This window comes from Streptomyces corchorusii, assembly GCF_001514055.1.
Classification (GTDB): Bacteria; Actinomycetota; Actinomycetes; order Streptomycetales; family Streptomycetaceae; genus Streptomyces; species Streptomyces olivaceoviridis.
Genome location: NZ_KQ948360.1, coordinates 375284 through 391469, shown reverse-complemented (window position 1 = coordinate 391469; position 16186 = coordinate 375284). Strand labels below are relative to the sequence as shown.

General features: G+C 73.1%; 11 protein-coding genes and 1 tRNA gene. 6 read left to right on the top strand and 6 right to left on the bottom strand.

Going from position 1 to position 16186, the window contains the following annotated elements; all coding sequences use genetic code 11:
* Positions 1 to 84 precede the first annotated feature (84 nt).
* Both AQJ11_RS27270 and AQJ11_RS27265 read right to left on the bottom strand, forming a co-directional pair.
* Positions 85 to 2667, bottom strand: a complete 2583-nt coding sequence (locus AQJ11_RS27270) for an ABC transporter permease (protein WP_059264738.1) — start codon at positions 2665 to 2667, stop codon at positions 85 to 87.
* The gene (locus tag AQJ11_RS27265) at positions 2664 to 3452 is read right to left on the bottom strand and encodes an ABC transporter ATP-binding protein (protein WP_059264736.1); all 789 of its coding nucleotides are present in this window, start codon (positions 3450 to 3452) and stop codon (positions 2664 to 2666) included. The genes AQJ11_RS27270 and AQJ11_RS27265 overlap by 4 nt, the downstream gene beginning before the upstream one ends.
* Before the next feature lie 445 nt (positions 3453 to 3897).
* On the opposite strand from AQJ11_RS27265, the gene AQJ11_RS27260 reads away from it, so the two are divergent.
* On the top strand, positions 3898 to 5394 hold the full coding sequence (locus AQJ11_RS27260) for an MFS transporter (RefSeq protein ID WP_059264734.1): 1497 nt from the start codon (positions 3898 to 3900) through the stop codon (positions 5392 to 5394).
* A 42-nt stretch (positions 5395 to 5436) separates the two neighbouring features.
* On the opposite strand, the gene AQJ11_RS27255 is transcribed toward AQJ11_RS27260, so the two are convergent.
* The 3 genes from AQJ11_RS27255 to AQJ11_RS27245 form a co-directional block, all read right to left on the bottom strand.
* Complete coding sequence (locus tag AQJ11_RS27255) at positions 5437 to 6324, bottom strand: coiled-coil domain-containing protein (RefSeq protein ID WP_015493267.1); 888 nt, start codon at positions 6322 to 6324, stop codon at positions 5437 to 5439.
* A 238-nt stretch (positions 6325 to 6562) separates the two neighbouring features.
* A complete protein-coding gene (locus tag AQJ11_RS27250) occupies positions 6563 to 9523 on the bottom strand; it encodes an SUKH-4 family immunity protein (RefSeq protein WP_059264732.1) in 2961 nt (986 codons plus the stop codon).
* A 10-nt stretch (positions 9524 to 9533) separates the two neighbouring features.
* The gene (locus tag AQJ11_RS27245; protein WP_015493269.1) at positions 9534 to 10574 is read right to left on the bottom strand and encodes an SMI1/KNR4 family protein; all 1041 of its coding nucleotides are present in this window, start codon (positions 10572 to 10574) and stop codon (positions 9534 to 9536) included.
* A gap of 288 nt (positions 10575 to 10862) precedes the next feature.
* Between AQJ11_RS27245 and AQJ11_RS27240 the strand changes: the two genes are divergently transcribed.
* Positions 10863 to 11378 (top strand): YwqJ-related putative deaminase, encoded by a 516-nt coding sequence (locus AQJ11_RS27240; RefSeq protein ID WP_041665256.1) that lies wholly within the window; start codon positions 10863 to 10865, stop codon positions 11376 to 11378.
* A 58-nt stretch (positions 11379 to 11436) separates the two neighbouring features.
* Complete coding sequence (locus AQJ11_RS27235) at positions 11437 to 11931, top strand: SUKH-3 domain-containing protein (RefSeq protein WP_014673188.1); 495 nt, start codon at positions 11437 to 11439, stop codon at positions 11929 to 11931.
* Positions 11932 to 12039: 108 nt separating this feature from the next.
* On the opposite strand, the gene AQJ11_RS27230 is transcribed toward AQJ11_RS27235, so the two are convergent.
* A complete protein-coding gene (locus tag AQJ11_RS27230) occupies positions 12040 to 13350 on the bottom strand; it encodes a sensor histidine kinase (protein ID WP_041665257.1) in 1311 nt (436 codons plus the stop codon).
* Positions 13351 to 13516: 166 nt separating this feature from the next.
* On the opposite strand from AQJ11_RS27230, the gene AQJ11_RS27225 reads away from it, so the two are divergent.
* The 3 genes from AQJ11_RS27225 (at position 13517) to glmU (ending at position 16040) form a co-directional block, all read left to right on the top strand.
* Positions 13517 to 14374, top strand: coding sequence for a helix-turn-helix domain-containing protein (locus tag AQJ11_RS27225; protein ID WP_059264730.1), 858 nt, complete (start codon positions 13517 to 13519; stop codon positions 14372 to 14374).
* A 29-nt stretch (positions 14375 to 14403) separates the two neighbouring features.
* Positions 14404 to 14475 (top strand) — tRNA-Gln (locus AQJ11_RS27220).
* Between the two features lie 116 nt (positions 14476 to 14591).
* Positions 14592 to 16040 (top strand): bifunctional UDP-N-acetylglucosamine diphosphorylase/glucosamine-1-phosphate N-acetyltransferase GlmU, encoded by a 1449-nt coding sequence (glmU, locus tag AQJ11_RS27215; RefSeq protein ID WP_078611754.1) that lies wholly within the window; start codon positions 14592 to 14594, stop codon positions 16038 to 16040.
* Positions 16041 to 16186 lie beyond the last annotated feature (146 nt).

Below are 16186 nucleotides of genomic sequence, written 5' to 3'. Positions count from 1 at the left end.
AGCCCCCCAGGACTCCCCGCACCGGGTCCACCCGCCGCACCCCCGTGTGCGGTGGCCGTCGGCCCTGCCCGCGCGGCCGGCCCGCTAGTCGGTCGCGATGGCGTTCAGGACGTTCATGCGGCCCGCGCGGAACGCCGGGATCAGCGCGGCGAACAGGCCCACGAAGGCCGAGCCGACGAAGACGCCGGTGATCGTCGGCCAGGGGATCTGAAGGACCTTCAGGCCCTCCAGGGCGAGGAGCTTCTGGGCGGTCGCGCCCCAGCCCATGCCGAGCCCCAGGCCGAGCAGGGCACCGAAGACGGCGATCACCACGGACTCCAGGCGGATCATGCGGCGCAGCTGGCGGCGGGAGAGGCCGATGGCCCGCATGAGGCCGATCTCCCGGGTCCGCTCGACCACCGACAGGGCCAGGGTGTTCACCACGCCCAGGACCGCGACGATGATCGCGAGCGCCAGCAGGCCGTAGATCATGTTCAGCAGCTGGCCGATCTGGTCCTTCAGCGCCTTCTTGAAGTCGGTCTGGTCGCGCACGGTCAGCGCCGGGTCGTCGCGCAGCGCCGACTTCAGCGCCTTGTAGGCGGCGGCTTCCTGCCCGTCCTTGGCGGTGGCGAACATCAGCTGGTCCAGGGGCATGCGGTCGGCCGGGACGTACTTGGCGACGGTGGCGATGGAGGCGTACATCGCGCCCTTGTCGACGACGACCTCGTCGCTGGTGATCGCGCGGACGGTCAGCTTCGCCGTGCGGCCGTCCTCGAAGTGGACGGCGACCGTGGAGCCGAGCTTGATGCCGTGGTCCTTGGCGAAGCCCTCGAAGACGGACATCGAGTCGGGCTCGTAGGCGTCGGCGAGGTCACCGGCGACGGTCTTGGTGCGCAGGTCCTGCACGTAGGTCGCGTCGGCCGCGTTGATGGTCTCCCTCTTGGTGACCCGGCCGTCCGGCGTGGTCAGGGACGCGTCCAGGAGCTTGTACTCGGTGACCCGCTCCAGGCCGGGCGTGGCCTTGATCTTCTCCACCATCTGCGGCTTGATCAGGTTGTACTCCTGCTCGCCCTGGATGATGAAGTCGGTGCCCACGGTCTTGTCGAGCTGGTCGGTGGCCGAGGCCACCATGGAGGAGCCGACCACCGACAGGCAGGCCACCAGGGCGAGGCCGATCATCAGGGCGGCGCCGGTGGCGCCGGTGCGGCGCGGGTTGCGCAGCGCGTTGCGCTCGGCCATGCGGCCCACGGGCCCGAAGATCCGCAGGATGACCGCGCCGAGGATCCGGACCAGTCCGGCGGCGAGCAGCGGGCCGATGACGACGAAGCCGATGAGCGTGGCCACCACGCCCAGGCCCAGCCAGCCCGAGCCGGTCTTGGCCTGGTCGGCGGTGGCGGCGGTGTACAGGCACCAGCCGCCGCCGGCGGTCAGCAGCAGGCCGGTCACGGCCCGGACGGCGCCGGCCCTGGCGTCGGCCGGGGCGCCGGCGTCGCGCAGTGCGGCCATCGGGGAGACCTTGCCGGCGCGCCGGGCGGGCAGGTAGGCGGCGAGGACGGTGACGACCACGCCGAGGAGCAGGCCGATCGCGGGGGTGGTCCAGGCGACGGTGAGGTCGTCGGTGGACAGGTTCATGCCCATCTGGCCCATGAGTTTCATCAGGCCGACCGCGATGCCGACGCCCGCGCCGACGCCGAGCACCGAGCCGAGGACGCCGAGCAGCAGCGCCTCGACCAGCACGGACCGGTTGACCTGCTTGCGGGAGGAGCCGATGGCGCGCAGCAGGCCGATCTCGCGGGTGCGCTGGGCGACCAGCATGGAGAAGGTGTTGATGATCAGGAAGATGCCGACGAGGAAGGCGATCCCGGCGAAGCCGAGCATCGCGTACTTCATGACGTTCAGGAAGCTCTGGACGTCCTTCTGGTTGGCGTCGGCGACCTCCTTGGCGGTCTGCACCTTGTAGCCGTGCCCGAGGGCGGCGGTGACGTTCTTCTTCAGCTGCGCGTCGGTCACGCCCCGGGCGGCCATGACGTTGACGTCGGTGTAGACGCCGGTCCGGCCGACGAGGGTCCGCTGGGCGGTCTCGGTGTCCAGGTAGAAGATCGCGGCGCCGGGGTTGGTGACCTTGAAGGCGGCGATGCCGGACACGCGCGCGTGGTGCGTGCCGACGGCCGTGATCACGCTGATCTCGTCGCCGAGCTTCAGGTCGTGCTTGCCGGCGGTGTCGGCGTCGACCATCACCTGGTCCGGGCCCTTGGGCGCCGTACCGGAGGTGATCTCCATGGTGCGGGCGTCGTTGCCGTTCCAGCTTCCGACGATGGTGGGCGCGCCGCTGGTGGGCGACAGCTTGTCCTTGTCGGCGTCGATGACGGTGACCGAGGTGGAGAACACCGTGCCCTCGGCCGACCTGACGCCCTGGGCCTCGCGGACCTTCCCGACGACGGAGGCGGGCAGCACGGGCGGCTTGCCGGTGCGGGAGGTGGTCTCCCCGGTGTCGGAGGAGCCCTTGGCGCTGACCTGGACGTCCGAGGACGTGGCCTGGAAGAGCTTGTCGAAGGTGGTGTTCATCGTGTCGGTGAACACCAGCGTGCCGCACACGAACGCCACCGACAGCAGGACCGCGACCGCCGACAGCGCCATGCGGCCCTTGTGCGCGAGGAAGTTGCGCATCGAGGTCTTCAGCACGGTCATGACGTGCGCCCCCGGGCGTCGAAGTCCTTCATGCGGTCCAGGACCTGCTCGGCCGTCGGCTGGTACATCTCGTCGACGATCCGGCCGTCGGCGAGGTAGAGCACGCGGTCGGCGTAGGAGGCGGCCACGGGGTCGTGGGTGACCATGACGATGGTCTGGCCGAGTTCGTCCACCGAGCGGCGCAGGAAGCCCAGGACCTCGGCTCCGGCGCGCGAGTCGAGGTTCCCGGTGGGCTCGTCCCCGAAGATGATCTCCGGGCGGGCGGCGAGCGCGCGGGCCACGGCGACGCGCTGCTGCTGGCCGCCGGAGAGCTGGGTGGGGCGGTGCTTGAGGCGCCCGGCGAGCCCGACGGTCTCCACCACGCGGTCCAGCCAGGCCCGGTCGGGCTTGCGGCCGGCGATGTCCATGGGCAGCGTGATGTTCTCGATCGCGTTCAGCGTCGGCAGCAGGTTGAACGCCTGGAAGATGAAGCCGATCCGGTCGCGGCGCAGCTGGGTGAGCTTCTTGTCCTTCAGGCCGGTGATCTCGGTCTCGTCCAGGTGGATCCGGCCGCTCGTCACCGTGTCCAGGCCTGCGAGGCAGTGCATCAGGGTGGACTTGCCGGACCCGGAGGGGCCCATGATCGCGGTGAACTGGCCGCGGGCGATGTCCACGTCGACGTGGTCCAGGGCGACGACACGGGTCTCGCCGGACCCGTACGCCTTCACGACCTGCCGCGCCCGCGCGGCAACGGCCGTAGTCCCTCCAGTGCCCCCGTGCCTGGGAATGGTCACAGCCGATGTCACGGTATGTCTCCTATGTCGGTTGACAGGTCGTGGTCGACGCCCCGGTGCTCCGGGCGTCGTCCTGGGTTACGTCGATGAGTCTCGCGGCCGGCGGGGGTGTCGCGCGCTGGTGCGGAGCCCCGTCTCGCCCGGGGGAAATCCCCACCCCCGCCGGTGCGGTCCGCCGCCCCCCAGCGGCGTAAAGCCAGATTAAGGAGCGCCGGTGGCCGCTCTCGTCCTCCGCCCGGACGAACCCTCCCCGAGCCGCAGTACGGAGGAACCCCTAGGGGTGCTCCACCGCCGGGTGGAGCCGTTCTCGGGGTCCCCTCCACCCTTCGGTGCGCGAACCCTCCACCCTTCCGCCGCGTCAGGGTCAAGCGCCGCCCGCCGTGGGAAGCTGTCGTCGCGGTGATACGTGCAGGGGGCACGGGGTAGCGTCCGGCAGGGGCCACGGGAGGGGTGTGCGGTGGGGAGTGCGACACCGGCGGTACGCGGCGGAGCCGGCCGGCGGCAGGACACCCGGCGGCGGGGCGCGGTGGTCGCCGCGCTCATGCTGACGATGGCACTGGCCGCGCTCGACTCCACCGTCGTCTCCACGGCCGTACCGCAGATCGTCGGCGACCTCGGCGGGTTCTCCGTCTTCTCGTGGCTGTTCTCCGGCTACCTGCTCGCCGTCACCGTCACCCTGCCCGTGTACGGCAAGCTGTCCGACACCTTCGGCCGCAAGCCGGTGCTGGTCGTGGGCGCGGCCGTGTTCCTGCTCGGCTCGCTGCTGTGCGCCCTCGCCTGGAACATGGGGGCGCTGATCGCCTTCCGGATCGTGCAGGGCCTGGGCGGCGGGGCGTTGCAGGGCACCGTGCAGACGCTGGCCGCCGATCTGTACCCGCTGGCGGAGCGCCCGAAGATCCAGTCCAAGCTCTCCACGGTGTGGGCGGTCTCCGCGGTGGCCGGTCCCGGGCTCGGCGGGGTGCTCGCCGCCTACGCCGACTGGCGCTGGATCTTCCTGGTCAACCTGCCGATCGGCGCCGCCGCCCTGTGGCTGATCGTGCGTCACCTGCACGAGCCGGAGCGGGAGGAGACGCGCCACGCGCGCGTGGACTGGGCCGGCGCGCTCGCGGTGTTCGCGTGCGGCGGGGTGCTGCTGACCGCGCTGGTGCAGGGCGGGGTGGCGTGGCCGTGGCTGTCGGCGCCGTCGCTGGCCCTGTTCGGCACCGGTCTGGCGCTGGTCGCCGTGGTGGTGCGGGTGGAGCGGCGCGCGGCGGCGCCCATCATCCCGGGCTGGGTGTGGCGGCGCCGGACGATCGCGGCCGTCAATCTGGCGCTGGGCGCGCTGGGGCTGCTGATGGTGGCGCCGAGCGTGTTCCTGCCGACGTACGCGCAGTCGGTGCTCGGGCTCGCACCGGTGGCCGCCGGGTTCGTGCTGTCGGTGTGGACGCTGAGCTGGCCGGTGTCCGCCGCGCTCAGCCAGCACGTCTACCGGCGGATCGGCTTCCGGGACACCGCGCTGCTCGGCATCGGCCTGGCGACGCTGATCCTGTTCGCGTTCCCGTTCCTGCCGTACCCCGGGTCGTGGTGGCAGCCGACGCTGCTGATGCTGCTGCTGGGCGGGGCGCTGGGACTGTTCCAGCTACCGCTGATCGTCGGGGTGCAGTCGACCGTGGGCTGGTCGGAGCGGGGCACCACGACCGCGTCGGTCCTGTTCTGCCGGCAGACCGGCCAGACCCTGGGCGCCTCCCTGTTCGGCGCCGTCGCCAACGGCGTGCTGGCCGCGCGGCTCGGCGGGGCGGGCGACCTGGACTCCGTCACGCGCGCGCTGGACGACGGTACGGCCCCCGAGGCGACCCGGCGGGCCATCGCCGGCGCGGTCCACGCGGTCTACCTCGGCGCGGCGGGCGCGGCGGCCCTGGCCTTCGTGGTGCTGCTGGTGGTGGCGCCCCGGCGGTTCCCGGTGCTCAAGGACTGAACCCGGGCGGGTGGACGCGGGCGCGCGCGCCCGGCCGGACGGCTACTCCAGGACCACCCTGCCGGTCAGCGAGACGAGGGTTTCGCGCACGGAGTCCATGTGCGCCTGCATCTCGTCCCACAGCTCGCCGTGCTCGCGCAGCACCCGTTCCGTCTCCCCGGCGATGCGCTCCTCCTGCGCGCGCGCCTCGGCGATGATCTCCGCGGCACGCGCGCTCGCCTCCTCCGGGGAGCGGCGCTCGTACTCCTCGGCCTCCGCGAGGGCACGCTCGCCCTCGGCCAGCGCGGCCTCGGCCCGGCTCGCCCGTTCGGCGTGCCCGGCGTCCAGCTCCGCCATCCGCTCGGCCTCCTCCCACTCGGCCCGGGCCCAGCGCGCCGCGTGCTCCCGGGACTGCTCGGCGAGCATGTCGTCCGTGCGCCGGCGCGCCTCACGCAACTCCGCGAGCGCCTCCATGCGCCCCGACTTCACCGCGCGCCGGGCGGCCACCCGGATGCCCTCGGCCTCGGCCTGCACGACGAGCAGCCACTGACGGGCGTCTTCGTCGGCCTCCGCGCGGACCGCGTCCGCCGCCTCCCGCGCCTCCTGGAGTACGCGCTCGGCGTCCGCCTCGGCCCGCGCGACCTCCTCCGCGGCCTCGCGCCGGGTGCGTTCCAGCAGGTCCGCCGCCTCGTCGAGCACGAACTGGTACAACTGCCGGGCGCCTTCCCCGAGCTCCTCGTACGTCTGCGGCGGGAGCTCGGCGACGGTCTCGCGCAACAGCGCGGCCTCCGCCCCCATCTCCCTGGCGAGCACGGTCAGCCGGGCGGCACGCTCCCAGGCGGCGTCCCGGTCCTCGGACAGCGCCTCCAGGTACGCCTCGACCTGGTCGGGACGGTAGCCACGCCCCCGGACGGTCATGAAGCCGTGCGGGGGCATCGATGCGCTGCTCACCCTGGGGACCCCTCTCCACCGGACCTGCACGACAGGATGATTTCGTGCATATCTTGATGGATGGGAAGTAAGGGTTCATAACGCGACACTCCGCAGACCCGTCACGCCACCGCTCCGAACGGCCCCCTCACGGCCAACGCGCCGGCCCCCGTACGGCTCTCACCGAGAACGCGCCGGGCCCCGCACGCACGCGTGCGGGGCCCGAATGCTCACACCCGGCGGCCGGGCGGCGACTGCGCTACAACAACCCGTCCCACATCTGCTCCAGCAGCACCGACCACCAGCTCTCCGGCGAACCGAGCGCCGCCGGGTCGAGGGCGGCCAGCTGCGCCTGGAAGTCGACGGTCCAGCGGCCCGCCTGCTCCTGGTTCAGCCCGTACCTGAGGCGCCACATCCGGCCCAGCAGCGCCAGACACCGGGTGAACTCCGGCAGCCCCGTGTTCACGAACTGCGGCGGCACCGGCGCACCGCCCGGCCCCGCCTCCACCGGCACGGCCACGATGTTCGCCGTCCCGTACTGCACACAGATCGCCTTGCCGAAGTCGGTGCCCATGACGAGGTACGACCCCGCGTCCGCCGCCGGCCGCACCCCGCGCTCCGCCGCCAGCTCCGCCAGCGTCGGCACCGGGCGGCCCGGCTGCGCCTGCGCCCAGAAGAACGGGCCCATGTCCAGCGGCAGCCCCGCCACGACCAGGGTGTGCGCCACGATCGGCGGCACGCCCTGCCGGGACACCGCCTGCTGCTCGAACCGGAAGATCCCCGGCCCGAACGCCCCGGCCAGCTCCTGCGCGATCCCCTCCGGGGGCACCGGCGGCGCCACCTGCACCGGCGGCAGCGGCGCCCGCACCGGCGCGGGCCGCGCGGGACCGTCCGCCACCTGGTGCAACTCGCCCTGGTGCGCCAGCAACTGCCGCATGCCCTGCTGCCGGCTCGCGTGGTCCGTGCCGTACGGCGCGATGCTCGCGATCCTCGCCTGCGGCCACTGCTCCCGGATCATCCGCGCGCAGTACGCCCCCGGCAGCTCGCACGACTCCAGCTCCGTGTGCAGCTCCAGCACCTGGTCCGGCGGCACGTTCATCGCCCGCAGCTCGTGGAAGATCTGCCACTCCGGATGCGGCGTCCCCGGCGCCGAACGCCGGATCAGCTGCTGCTCGGACCCGTCCTGCGCGCGGTACCGCAGCACGGCCTGGTAACCGGGCCCGACCGTCGGCTGCCCCTGCTGCGGATACCCGTACGCCGCCCCCTGCCCGGGCAAGGGCCCACCCGGCGGCATGCCGCCCGCAGGCATGGGGGGCTGGACGCCGGGGGCACTGGGGGGCATGCCGGGAGTGCCCGGAGCGCCGGGGGGCATGCCGGGGCCCGGAGCCATGGGCGGCTGGGCGCCGGGGGGCATGCCGGGACCCGGCGGCACGGGCGGCTGACCGCCCGGAGCGCCGGGAGGCATGGCGGAGGCGCCCGGTGCCGGGGGCACACCTGGGGCGCCGGGCGGGTTGGACGTGCCCGGGGCGCCCGGCACGCCGGGGGCGGGCGGCGGGGGTGCGCCCGGCCCGGCCACCGGCGGACCGGCCAGGACGGTCGCCGCGTGGTGCACGGCACCGTGAGCGGAGGGAGTTCCGGGGGTTCCGGGAGCGCTCGGAGGCTGCGGAGCGCCGGGGGCGGCCGGACGGCCGGGCGCAGCCGGGGGCTGGGGCGCGCCGGGAGTCCCCGGGACGCCGGACGGGTTCTGCATACCCCGAGCGCCCGGAGCCCCGGAGGCACCGGACGGGTTCGGCGCACCCGGCGCGCCCGGATGCTGCGGTGCCGGCCCGCCCAGCCGGCTCGGGTCGGCCAGGACCGTGGCCGCGTGGTGCACCCCACCCGGCGCCTGCGCCCCGTCCGCGTTCCCCTCGCCGCCCTGCGCCTCGGGGCCCTCCGGCCCGAGCGACGACACGAGCCGCGTCGGCACGTACCCGCCCGCGGGCGGGGGCGGCGTGGCCGCGCTCCCCGGCCGCGCGCCCGGCGTACCCGGCGTACCCGGCGGCGGAGGCGGCGCGCCCGTACCACCGCGCGCCTTCTTCGGCGGCGCCGCCTTGCTCGTCGCGGCGTCCGCGATCTCCCCCGCGTTCGGCGCGAGCCGACGCGCGGACTCACCCGGGGCCGCCGGAGGCTGCGGCGCCTGCGGATAGCCGTACGCCGGGGCACCCGGCGCACCGGCGGGCGCGGGGGGCGGAGGCGGAGTGCCCTGCGCCGGCGGGTAGGGCGGGGCACCCGCCGGGGGCGTACCCGGGGCCGGTGGAACGTGCGGATGGCCGTACGCCGGCGTGCCCGGCGGCGGTGGGGGCATGCTGCCCTGTCCGACGCCCGGCGCACCCGGCACATCGAGCGCCGGCGCGACCGCCGTCGGCGGCAACTGGCTGCCGCCCGACATCAGCGCGGTCGGCGCGTCCGGCGCGACCGCGGGCGGACGCGGCGCCTCGTCCGCGTCGCCCAACGGCGGAGCGAACACCGTCGCGGGCAGCGGCACGGAACGGTCGTCCTCACCGGACCCGGCGTTCGTGTCGGTACCGGCCCACGGCGTGGCCCCCGCGGGCACATCCGCTCCCACGGGCACCCCGGCCCGCGCCCCGGCCGGTCCCACCCCGCCGGAGGACGCCGCACCCGACGCCGCACCACCGGCCGTACCCCCGTCAGGGGCCAGGCCACCGGCCGTACCCCCGTCAGAGGCCGCGCCACCGGCCGCAACCCCGTCAGAGGCCAGGCCGGCAGCCGGAGCCGGACTCCGGTCGGGGGACGCCTCCGCGGCCGGGCCCGGCGAACCCGCGTCCTCCGTCCGCCGCTCCACCGGCCCCAGCTTGTCCGCCGCCTCCTGCAACCACTCCGGAGGAGTCAGCAGGAACGACGTCTGGTTCAGGTCCAACCGCGCGGGGGCAGGCGCCGGCACCGCGTCCCGCGGCTCGCCGGCACGGCCGTACTCCTCCTCGTACCGGCGGATCACCTCACCCACCGGCAGCGCGGGCCACAGCGTCGCCTCCCCGCTGTCCCGGGCGATGACCAGCCGCTGGCCGCCCGCGTCCGACCGCGGACCCTCCGCCCGGTCCTCGCCCCACACCACGAACCCCAGCTCGAACTCCCGCACCCGCACCTCACGGTGCTGGTACGCGGGCACGTCGCCGTTGATCCACTCCTCGGCGCGCTCCTGCGCCTGCGCGTACGTCACCATCGCTCGCAGCTCACTCCCCCACCGGGCCCGAAGACGCCGAGCCGGAAGACACCGGGACGACACGGGCGAAACCGCCGTCCACCATCAGATGGGCCACCGTCTCCAACTCCGGCGGGCTGCCGGCCAGCCGGGACAGGAACGCGTCGAAGTCATCGCCGCACGGCAGCAGCAGACGCTCCACCCGCTCCCCCGGCGACCACGACGGATCGACGTCCCGCACGTCGTCGTACGCGCAGAACCACACCGAACCGACCCGCTCGCCCCTCACCTTCACCGCGAGCAGCCCGCCCTGCACGAAGGTCACACCGAGGTAGTCCTTCGTCAGGTGGTCGCGCAGGCACTTGTTCACGTACACCAGATCATTGACCGCGGCCTCGTCCCGCACCGTGAAGAACGGCTGGTCCAGCAGCAGCCCCAACTCGGCGTCCAGCGCCGTGCCGACCGGCGCGCACCCGCCCGCCGCCTTCAGGAACGAACGGTAGGCGCCCGGCAGCCGGTAGCCGAGGTCCTCCTCGACGCCCTGCACCTGAGCCTCCGTCACCGCCACACCCGACTTCGGCAGCCCGAAATGCGCCGGCCGCGACTCCTGCAACGGCCGCGTACCGCGCTTGCCGTGGTCCACCGGCGCCGTCGCCACCCCGCCGTGATGCCGCAGCAACGCCTTCACCTCGACCGGCACCAGCTCCAGCCGCCGCGTACCCGCCACGTGATGCCACGTCCAGCCGTGCGGCGTCGCCACATCCGGCACCGTGTCCCACAGCGCGTGCCGCGCCGCCGCCAGCGCCGCGTTCGCCGACACGTAGTCCGTCAGCCGCAGTTCGTCGACCCCGAAACCCTCCGGCGGCTCCGCGATCTCCACCGCCACGCGCGCGTACGGCGAGAAATCCGGGTAACCCCGCTCGTCGACCCGTACCCCTCTCGGGTGACGTGCCGCCCGGACCGGATCCGGAAAGTGCACGACCTGCCCGGCGTAGGCCGCGTTCGGCGGCGCGGCTTGTCCACCGGCCTGGCCGCTGGGCGGCACACCCAGCCCGAGCCGACCTGTCGTCATGGCGGTTGCCCCCTGCGGCGTTCTCTCTGGCCTGAACGGCGGTGTCGATCGCGGATGGCGACAGCCTATGCGGTACGCCACCCCCGGTCACCGGCCCACCGCATCCCCACCCCGGCACCCCCCGGCCCCCACCGGCACCCCACGCCCCGCACCACCGTGACCAGCCGTCACCCCACCGTCACAGCCCGCCCGGACACGGGCGTGTCGCACCGCCCCAGCTTCCCCACCAGCCACGGCATTTGGCACCCTGTGTCCTTCGGGGGGATGCCCGGGGAGGGAAGAACGACCATGAATGCTCTGCGGACCGGAGGTACCGACGTGCGGGCCGGCGACCCTCGCATCGACTGGAGCAGCACCGACACACCCCCCGCCCCCACCCTCCGGCACCGACGCGACGGCATCCTGCCCGCCGTCGCCGCCGCCCTCTCCGTCCGCGGCGCCACCCTCACCGGCACCGCCGCCCGCAGCGACCAGCCCCCGGCCCTGCACCCCCTCGTCCAGGACTTCCTCGACACCCTCACCAGCGACCAGCGCGACCGCTTCACCGGCCGCTGCGCCGAGACCATCCTCATCTCCCGGCACATCGCCGCCGCCGACGCCGCCCGCAGCAAACGCGCCGCCCGCAGACCCATGACCAACGGCGAAGCCCGCAAAGCCCTCAAACACGCCAAACTCACCGCCCGCCGCATACGCGAGGACGGCGACCCCCTCCACGGCAGCTTCGCCGCCCCCTGCCGCGCCTGCACCGCCCTCAGCGCCCACTTCGGCGTCCGCATCGTCGACTCCACCGCGACCGGCGACTGACCCCCGGCGACCACCGGCACCACCGGAACCACCAGCACGCACGACGATCGAAGGGCAGATGCACCCCGACCGCACCTCCACCACCCGCTTCCCCGTACCCGTCGACGCCGCCCTGCGCGCCGCCGGCTGGCAACCCGGACGCTGGGACATAAAGCAGGCCGAGATCTGGGCCGACGCCCTGCGCGCACACACCTCACCCGCCGGACACCGGCACACCGTGTTCCCCGCCGCCGTCGAAGCCTGGGCCGAGTTCGGCGGCCTGAGCATCACCCCCGCCGGCCCCGGCCGCCAGATCGCCCCCGCCGGCCTCCACGTCGACCCCCTCCACGGCCTCCACCACGCCCGCACCCTCGGCGACCTCGGCCGCGCCCTCGGCACCGAACTCAGCCCCCTCGGCGAAGAGACCGACAACGCCGCCCTCGTCGCCATCGACGCCGAAGGCCGCGTCTACACCATCGACCACACCGGCGACTGGTACCTCGGCCCCGACATCGACCACGCCCTGGCCACCCTCATCACCGGCATCCAACCGATCCGCCTCACAGCCGGCTGACCCCACGGCACACGCAACGACCCACCGCCACCCCGGCACACCCCACCCCGCCGGCCGGCGCCCGGTCCACCGCCCGTGACCGCCCCGGTACGCCCCACCGCCGGCCCCCTACGCCGGAATCACCGCCGACACCCGGAAACCCCCCGCGTCCGTCGGACCCGACACGAACACCCCGCCCAGCGCCACGACCCGCTCCCGCATCCCCACCAGGCCGTTCCCACCCGACGGCAGCCCCACCGCCGACGCCGACGCCGGCTCCGGCGGCGGCCCGTTCTCCACCTGCATCGCGATCTCCGACACCCGGTGCGCCAACCGCACCCGCGTCTTCGCACCCGCCGCATGCTTGTGGACGTTCGTCAACGCCTCCTGCACCACCCGGTACGCCGTCTGCTCGACCTCCGCCGGATACGACCGCACCTCCCCCTCGACCGACAGATCCACCACCATCCCCGCCGCGGCCGACTGCCCGATCAACTCATCCAGCTCCGACAGGCACGGCCCCTCCACCGCCCCCTCCGCCTCGGCCACCCGGGACGCCGCCGCGGCAGCCGCCTCCCCCACCACCGCCAACGGCGCCGACGCCGCACGCCGCCCCGCGTCCTCCCCCGCCCGCAGCACCCCCAGCATCTCCCGCAACTCCGTCAACGCCTGCCGCCCCATGTCCCCGACCAGCGCGGCGTTCCGCACCGCCTTCTCCGGATCCTTCCGGGCCACCGCCTGCAACGCCGCCGCGTGCACCACCATCAGACTCACCCGGTGCGCGACCACGTCATGCATCTCCCGGGCGATCCGCGTCCGCTCCTCGTTGCGCGCCCACTCCGCCCGCTCCTCCGCCCGCTCCGCGAGCAACTGCAGCTCCCGCTCCAGACTGTCCGCCCGCTCCCGCAAGCTCTCCATCAACCGCCGCCGCGCCCCCACGTACAGCCCCAGCAACACCGGCGGAGCCGTCAGCCCCAACGCCGTCGTCACCGCCGCGAACGGCACGAACCAGTCACCCAGCGTCAGATCCCCGCGCGACATGCCCTGCCGCACCCGCACGAACGTCACCACCGCCGTCCCCAGCAGCGACATCCCCGTCAACGCCCCGATGATCCGCCGCGGCAGCTCACACGCGGCCAGCGTGTACAGACCGACCACGCCCATCAGGAAACCCATCTGGGCCGGCGTGATCGCGATCGCCACCAGCACCACCGCGATCGGCCACTTCCGGCGCACCAGCAGCACCGAACCGGCGACCAGACCGAACACGATCCCCACGGACGCCGGGATCCCCGCGTCCCGCGCGAACGGAATCCCCTCCGCCGCGCACTCCAGGGCGGACACCAGCGCGAGGCCCCCGTCGAACACCGCGCTGCGCCGCCTCACCCACCACCAAGGGCCGGTCAGCGCCCTTCCGTGGTCTTCCCCCGTCGTGGTCATGGCTCCAGCCTACGGGCGCCGGGTGCGGCATTTCCGGTGACTTTCGCCTACCTCCACACGCCACCCTTGGTAACCGAACGACCTCGAAACCACCCGCTATCCCTCGAACTGGTGAACCTCCGCCGTTCGACCCCGGAACCCGGCATTCCGTCCGGACGGTATGCGTATGGCACATTCACCAGGCAAATACGCCGACTTCGAGACCCTGCGAGAGCAGGCGATCACCCTCCGCCGCGCCGGCCACAGCCTCCGCCAGATCCGGGACGAGCTGAAGATCTACAACAACGACATCCTCAACCAACTGGTGAAGGGCGAACCGCCGCCGGAGTGGACGAAGCGCCCGAGGGCGAAGGACGACCTGCGAGCGCGGGCACGGGAGCTACGGCTCCAGGGCTGGACGTACGACCAGATCGAGGCGGAACTGGGCTGCTCGCGCAGCTCCGTGTCGCTGTGGGTGCGGGATCTGCCGAAGCCGGAGCGCCGACGAACCCCCGAGGGGGCGGCGGCCATCGCCCGCAAGGGCTGGGAGGAGAAGCTGCGCATCCGGGACGAGGAGCGGCAGCGGACGAAGGAAGAGGCCGAGCGGTCGGTCGGCGGGATGTCGACGCGCGAGCTGTTCCTGCTGGGCGTAGGTCTTTACTGGGCCGAGGGCACCAAGGACAAGCCGTACGACCGCCGCGAGAACGTCATCTTCGTCAACAGCGACCCTGGCATGATCAGGGTGTTTCTGGCGTGGCTCGACCTGCTCAAAGTGGAGCGGGAGCGCTTGCGGTTCACCGTGATGATCCACGAGAACGCCGATGTGGGCGGAGCCGAGCGCTACTGGGCCGACCTGGTCGACGCCGACGCCTCCATGTTCAACAAGACGACGCTCAAGAAGCACAACCCGAAGACGGTGCGCAAGAACACCGGTGACGGTTACCGCGGCTGCCTCGTGATCAAAGTCCTGAAGGGCGCCGACTTGTACCGTCGCATCGAGGGCTGGTGGTGCGGCATAGTAGGTGCCGCGACCTCAACGGACTGACGAAATGTCCGTTTAGGGAGCCTATACACTCCCCTGTGGTGTAATTGGCAACACGGGTCACTTTGGATGATTTGTTCCAGGTTCGAGTCCTGGCAGGGGAGCTTCACACCACTCGGGCCCTGACACCACCGTCAGGGCCCGCACTCATGTCCCCCTCAACCCGCCCCGGTATCCTGCGGCTGTCACCCCCACCCATCCACAGCCGAAGGGCAACCCCGTGAGCGCCATTCGCCCGGCAGCCGTCGTCGTTCTCGCAGCGGGTGAGGGCACCCGTATGAAGTCGGCCACACCGAAGGTCCTGCACGACATCTGCGGCCGTTCCCTGGTCGGACATGTGCTGGCCGCCGCCCGCGAGCTGGACCCGCAGGACCTCGTCGTCGTCGTGGGCCACGCCCGTGAGCAGGTCGGCGCGCACCTCGCCGAGATCGACCCGGCCACCAGGACCGCCGTGCAGGCGGAGCAGAACGGCACCGGGCACGCCGTGCGGATGGGGCTGGAGGAGCTGGGCGGGTCCGTCGACGGGACGGTCGTGGTCGTGTGCGGGGACACCCCGCTGCTCACCGCCGACACGCTCCGGCGGCTCACCGGGACGCACGAGGCCGATGGCAACGCCGTGACCGTGCTGACGGCCGAGGTCCCGGACGCGACCGGTTACGGCCGGATCGTGCGGGACGAGGCGACGGGTGCCGTCACCGCGATCGTGGAGCACAAGGACGCGTCCGAGGTCCAGCGGGAGATCCGGGAGATCAACAGCGGTGTGTTCGCGTTCGACGGGCAGTTGCTGGCGGACGCGCTGAAGAAGGTGCGGACGGACAACAGCCAGGGTGAGGAGTACCTCACGGACGTGCTGGGGATTCTGCGGGAGGCCGGGCACCGGGTGGGGGCTTCCGTGGCGGCCGACCACCGTGAGATCGCCGGGATCAACAACCGGGTGCAGCTCGCGGAGGCGCGGCGGATCCTGAACGACCGGCTGCTGGAGCGGGCGATGCTGGAGGGGGTGACGATCGTCGACCCGGCGACCACGTGGGTGGATGTGACCGTCACCTTCGAGCGGGACGCGGTGGTGCATCCGGGAACGCAGCTGACGGGGTCGACGCGGCTGGGTGAGGGTGCCGAGGTGGGGCCCAACAGCCGGCTGAAGGACACCGAGGTGGGCGCGGGGGCGCGGGTGGACAACACGGTGTCCGACGGGGCGGTCGTGGGGCCGCGGGCGTCCGTGGGGCCGTACGCGTATCTGCGGCCGGGGACCCGGCTGGGTGCGAAGGGCAAGATCGGGACGTACGTCGAGACGAAGAACGCGTCGATCGGGGAGGGCACCAAGGTGCCGCACCTGTCGTATGTCGGGGACGCGCGGATCGGTGACTACACGAACATCGGCGCGGCGAGCGTGTTCGTGAACTACGACGGTCAGGACAAGCATCACACGACGGTGGGGTCGCATTGCCGGACCGGTGCGGACAACATGTTTGTGGCTCCTGTCACGGTCGGGGACGGTGCCTACACCGCCGCCGGGTCGGTGATCACGAAGGACGTACCGCCGGGTTCGCTGGCCGTGGCCCGTGGTCAGCAGCGGAATATCGAGGGTTGGGTGGCCCGGAAGCGTCCGGGGAGCGCGGCGGCGAAGGCGGCCGAGGCGTCGTCCGGGCAGGGTGAGAACGAGGACTGACCGGAAACGCGTACGCCAAACACGGCGTACCGTGATAAGTGCACATCCGCACGTGTGCACCCCGCACCCTTACCAGCTGATTCGGCCTCTCATGCCCAGCCGAGAGGTCGCCGAGCAGCCGGCTGGCTGAGACAACCTCTGAGGAG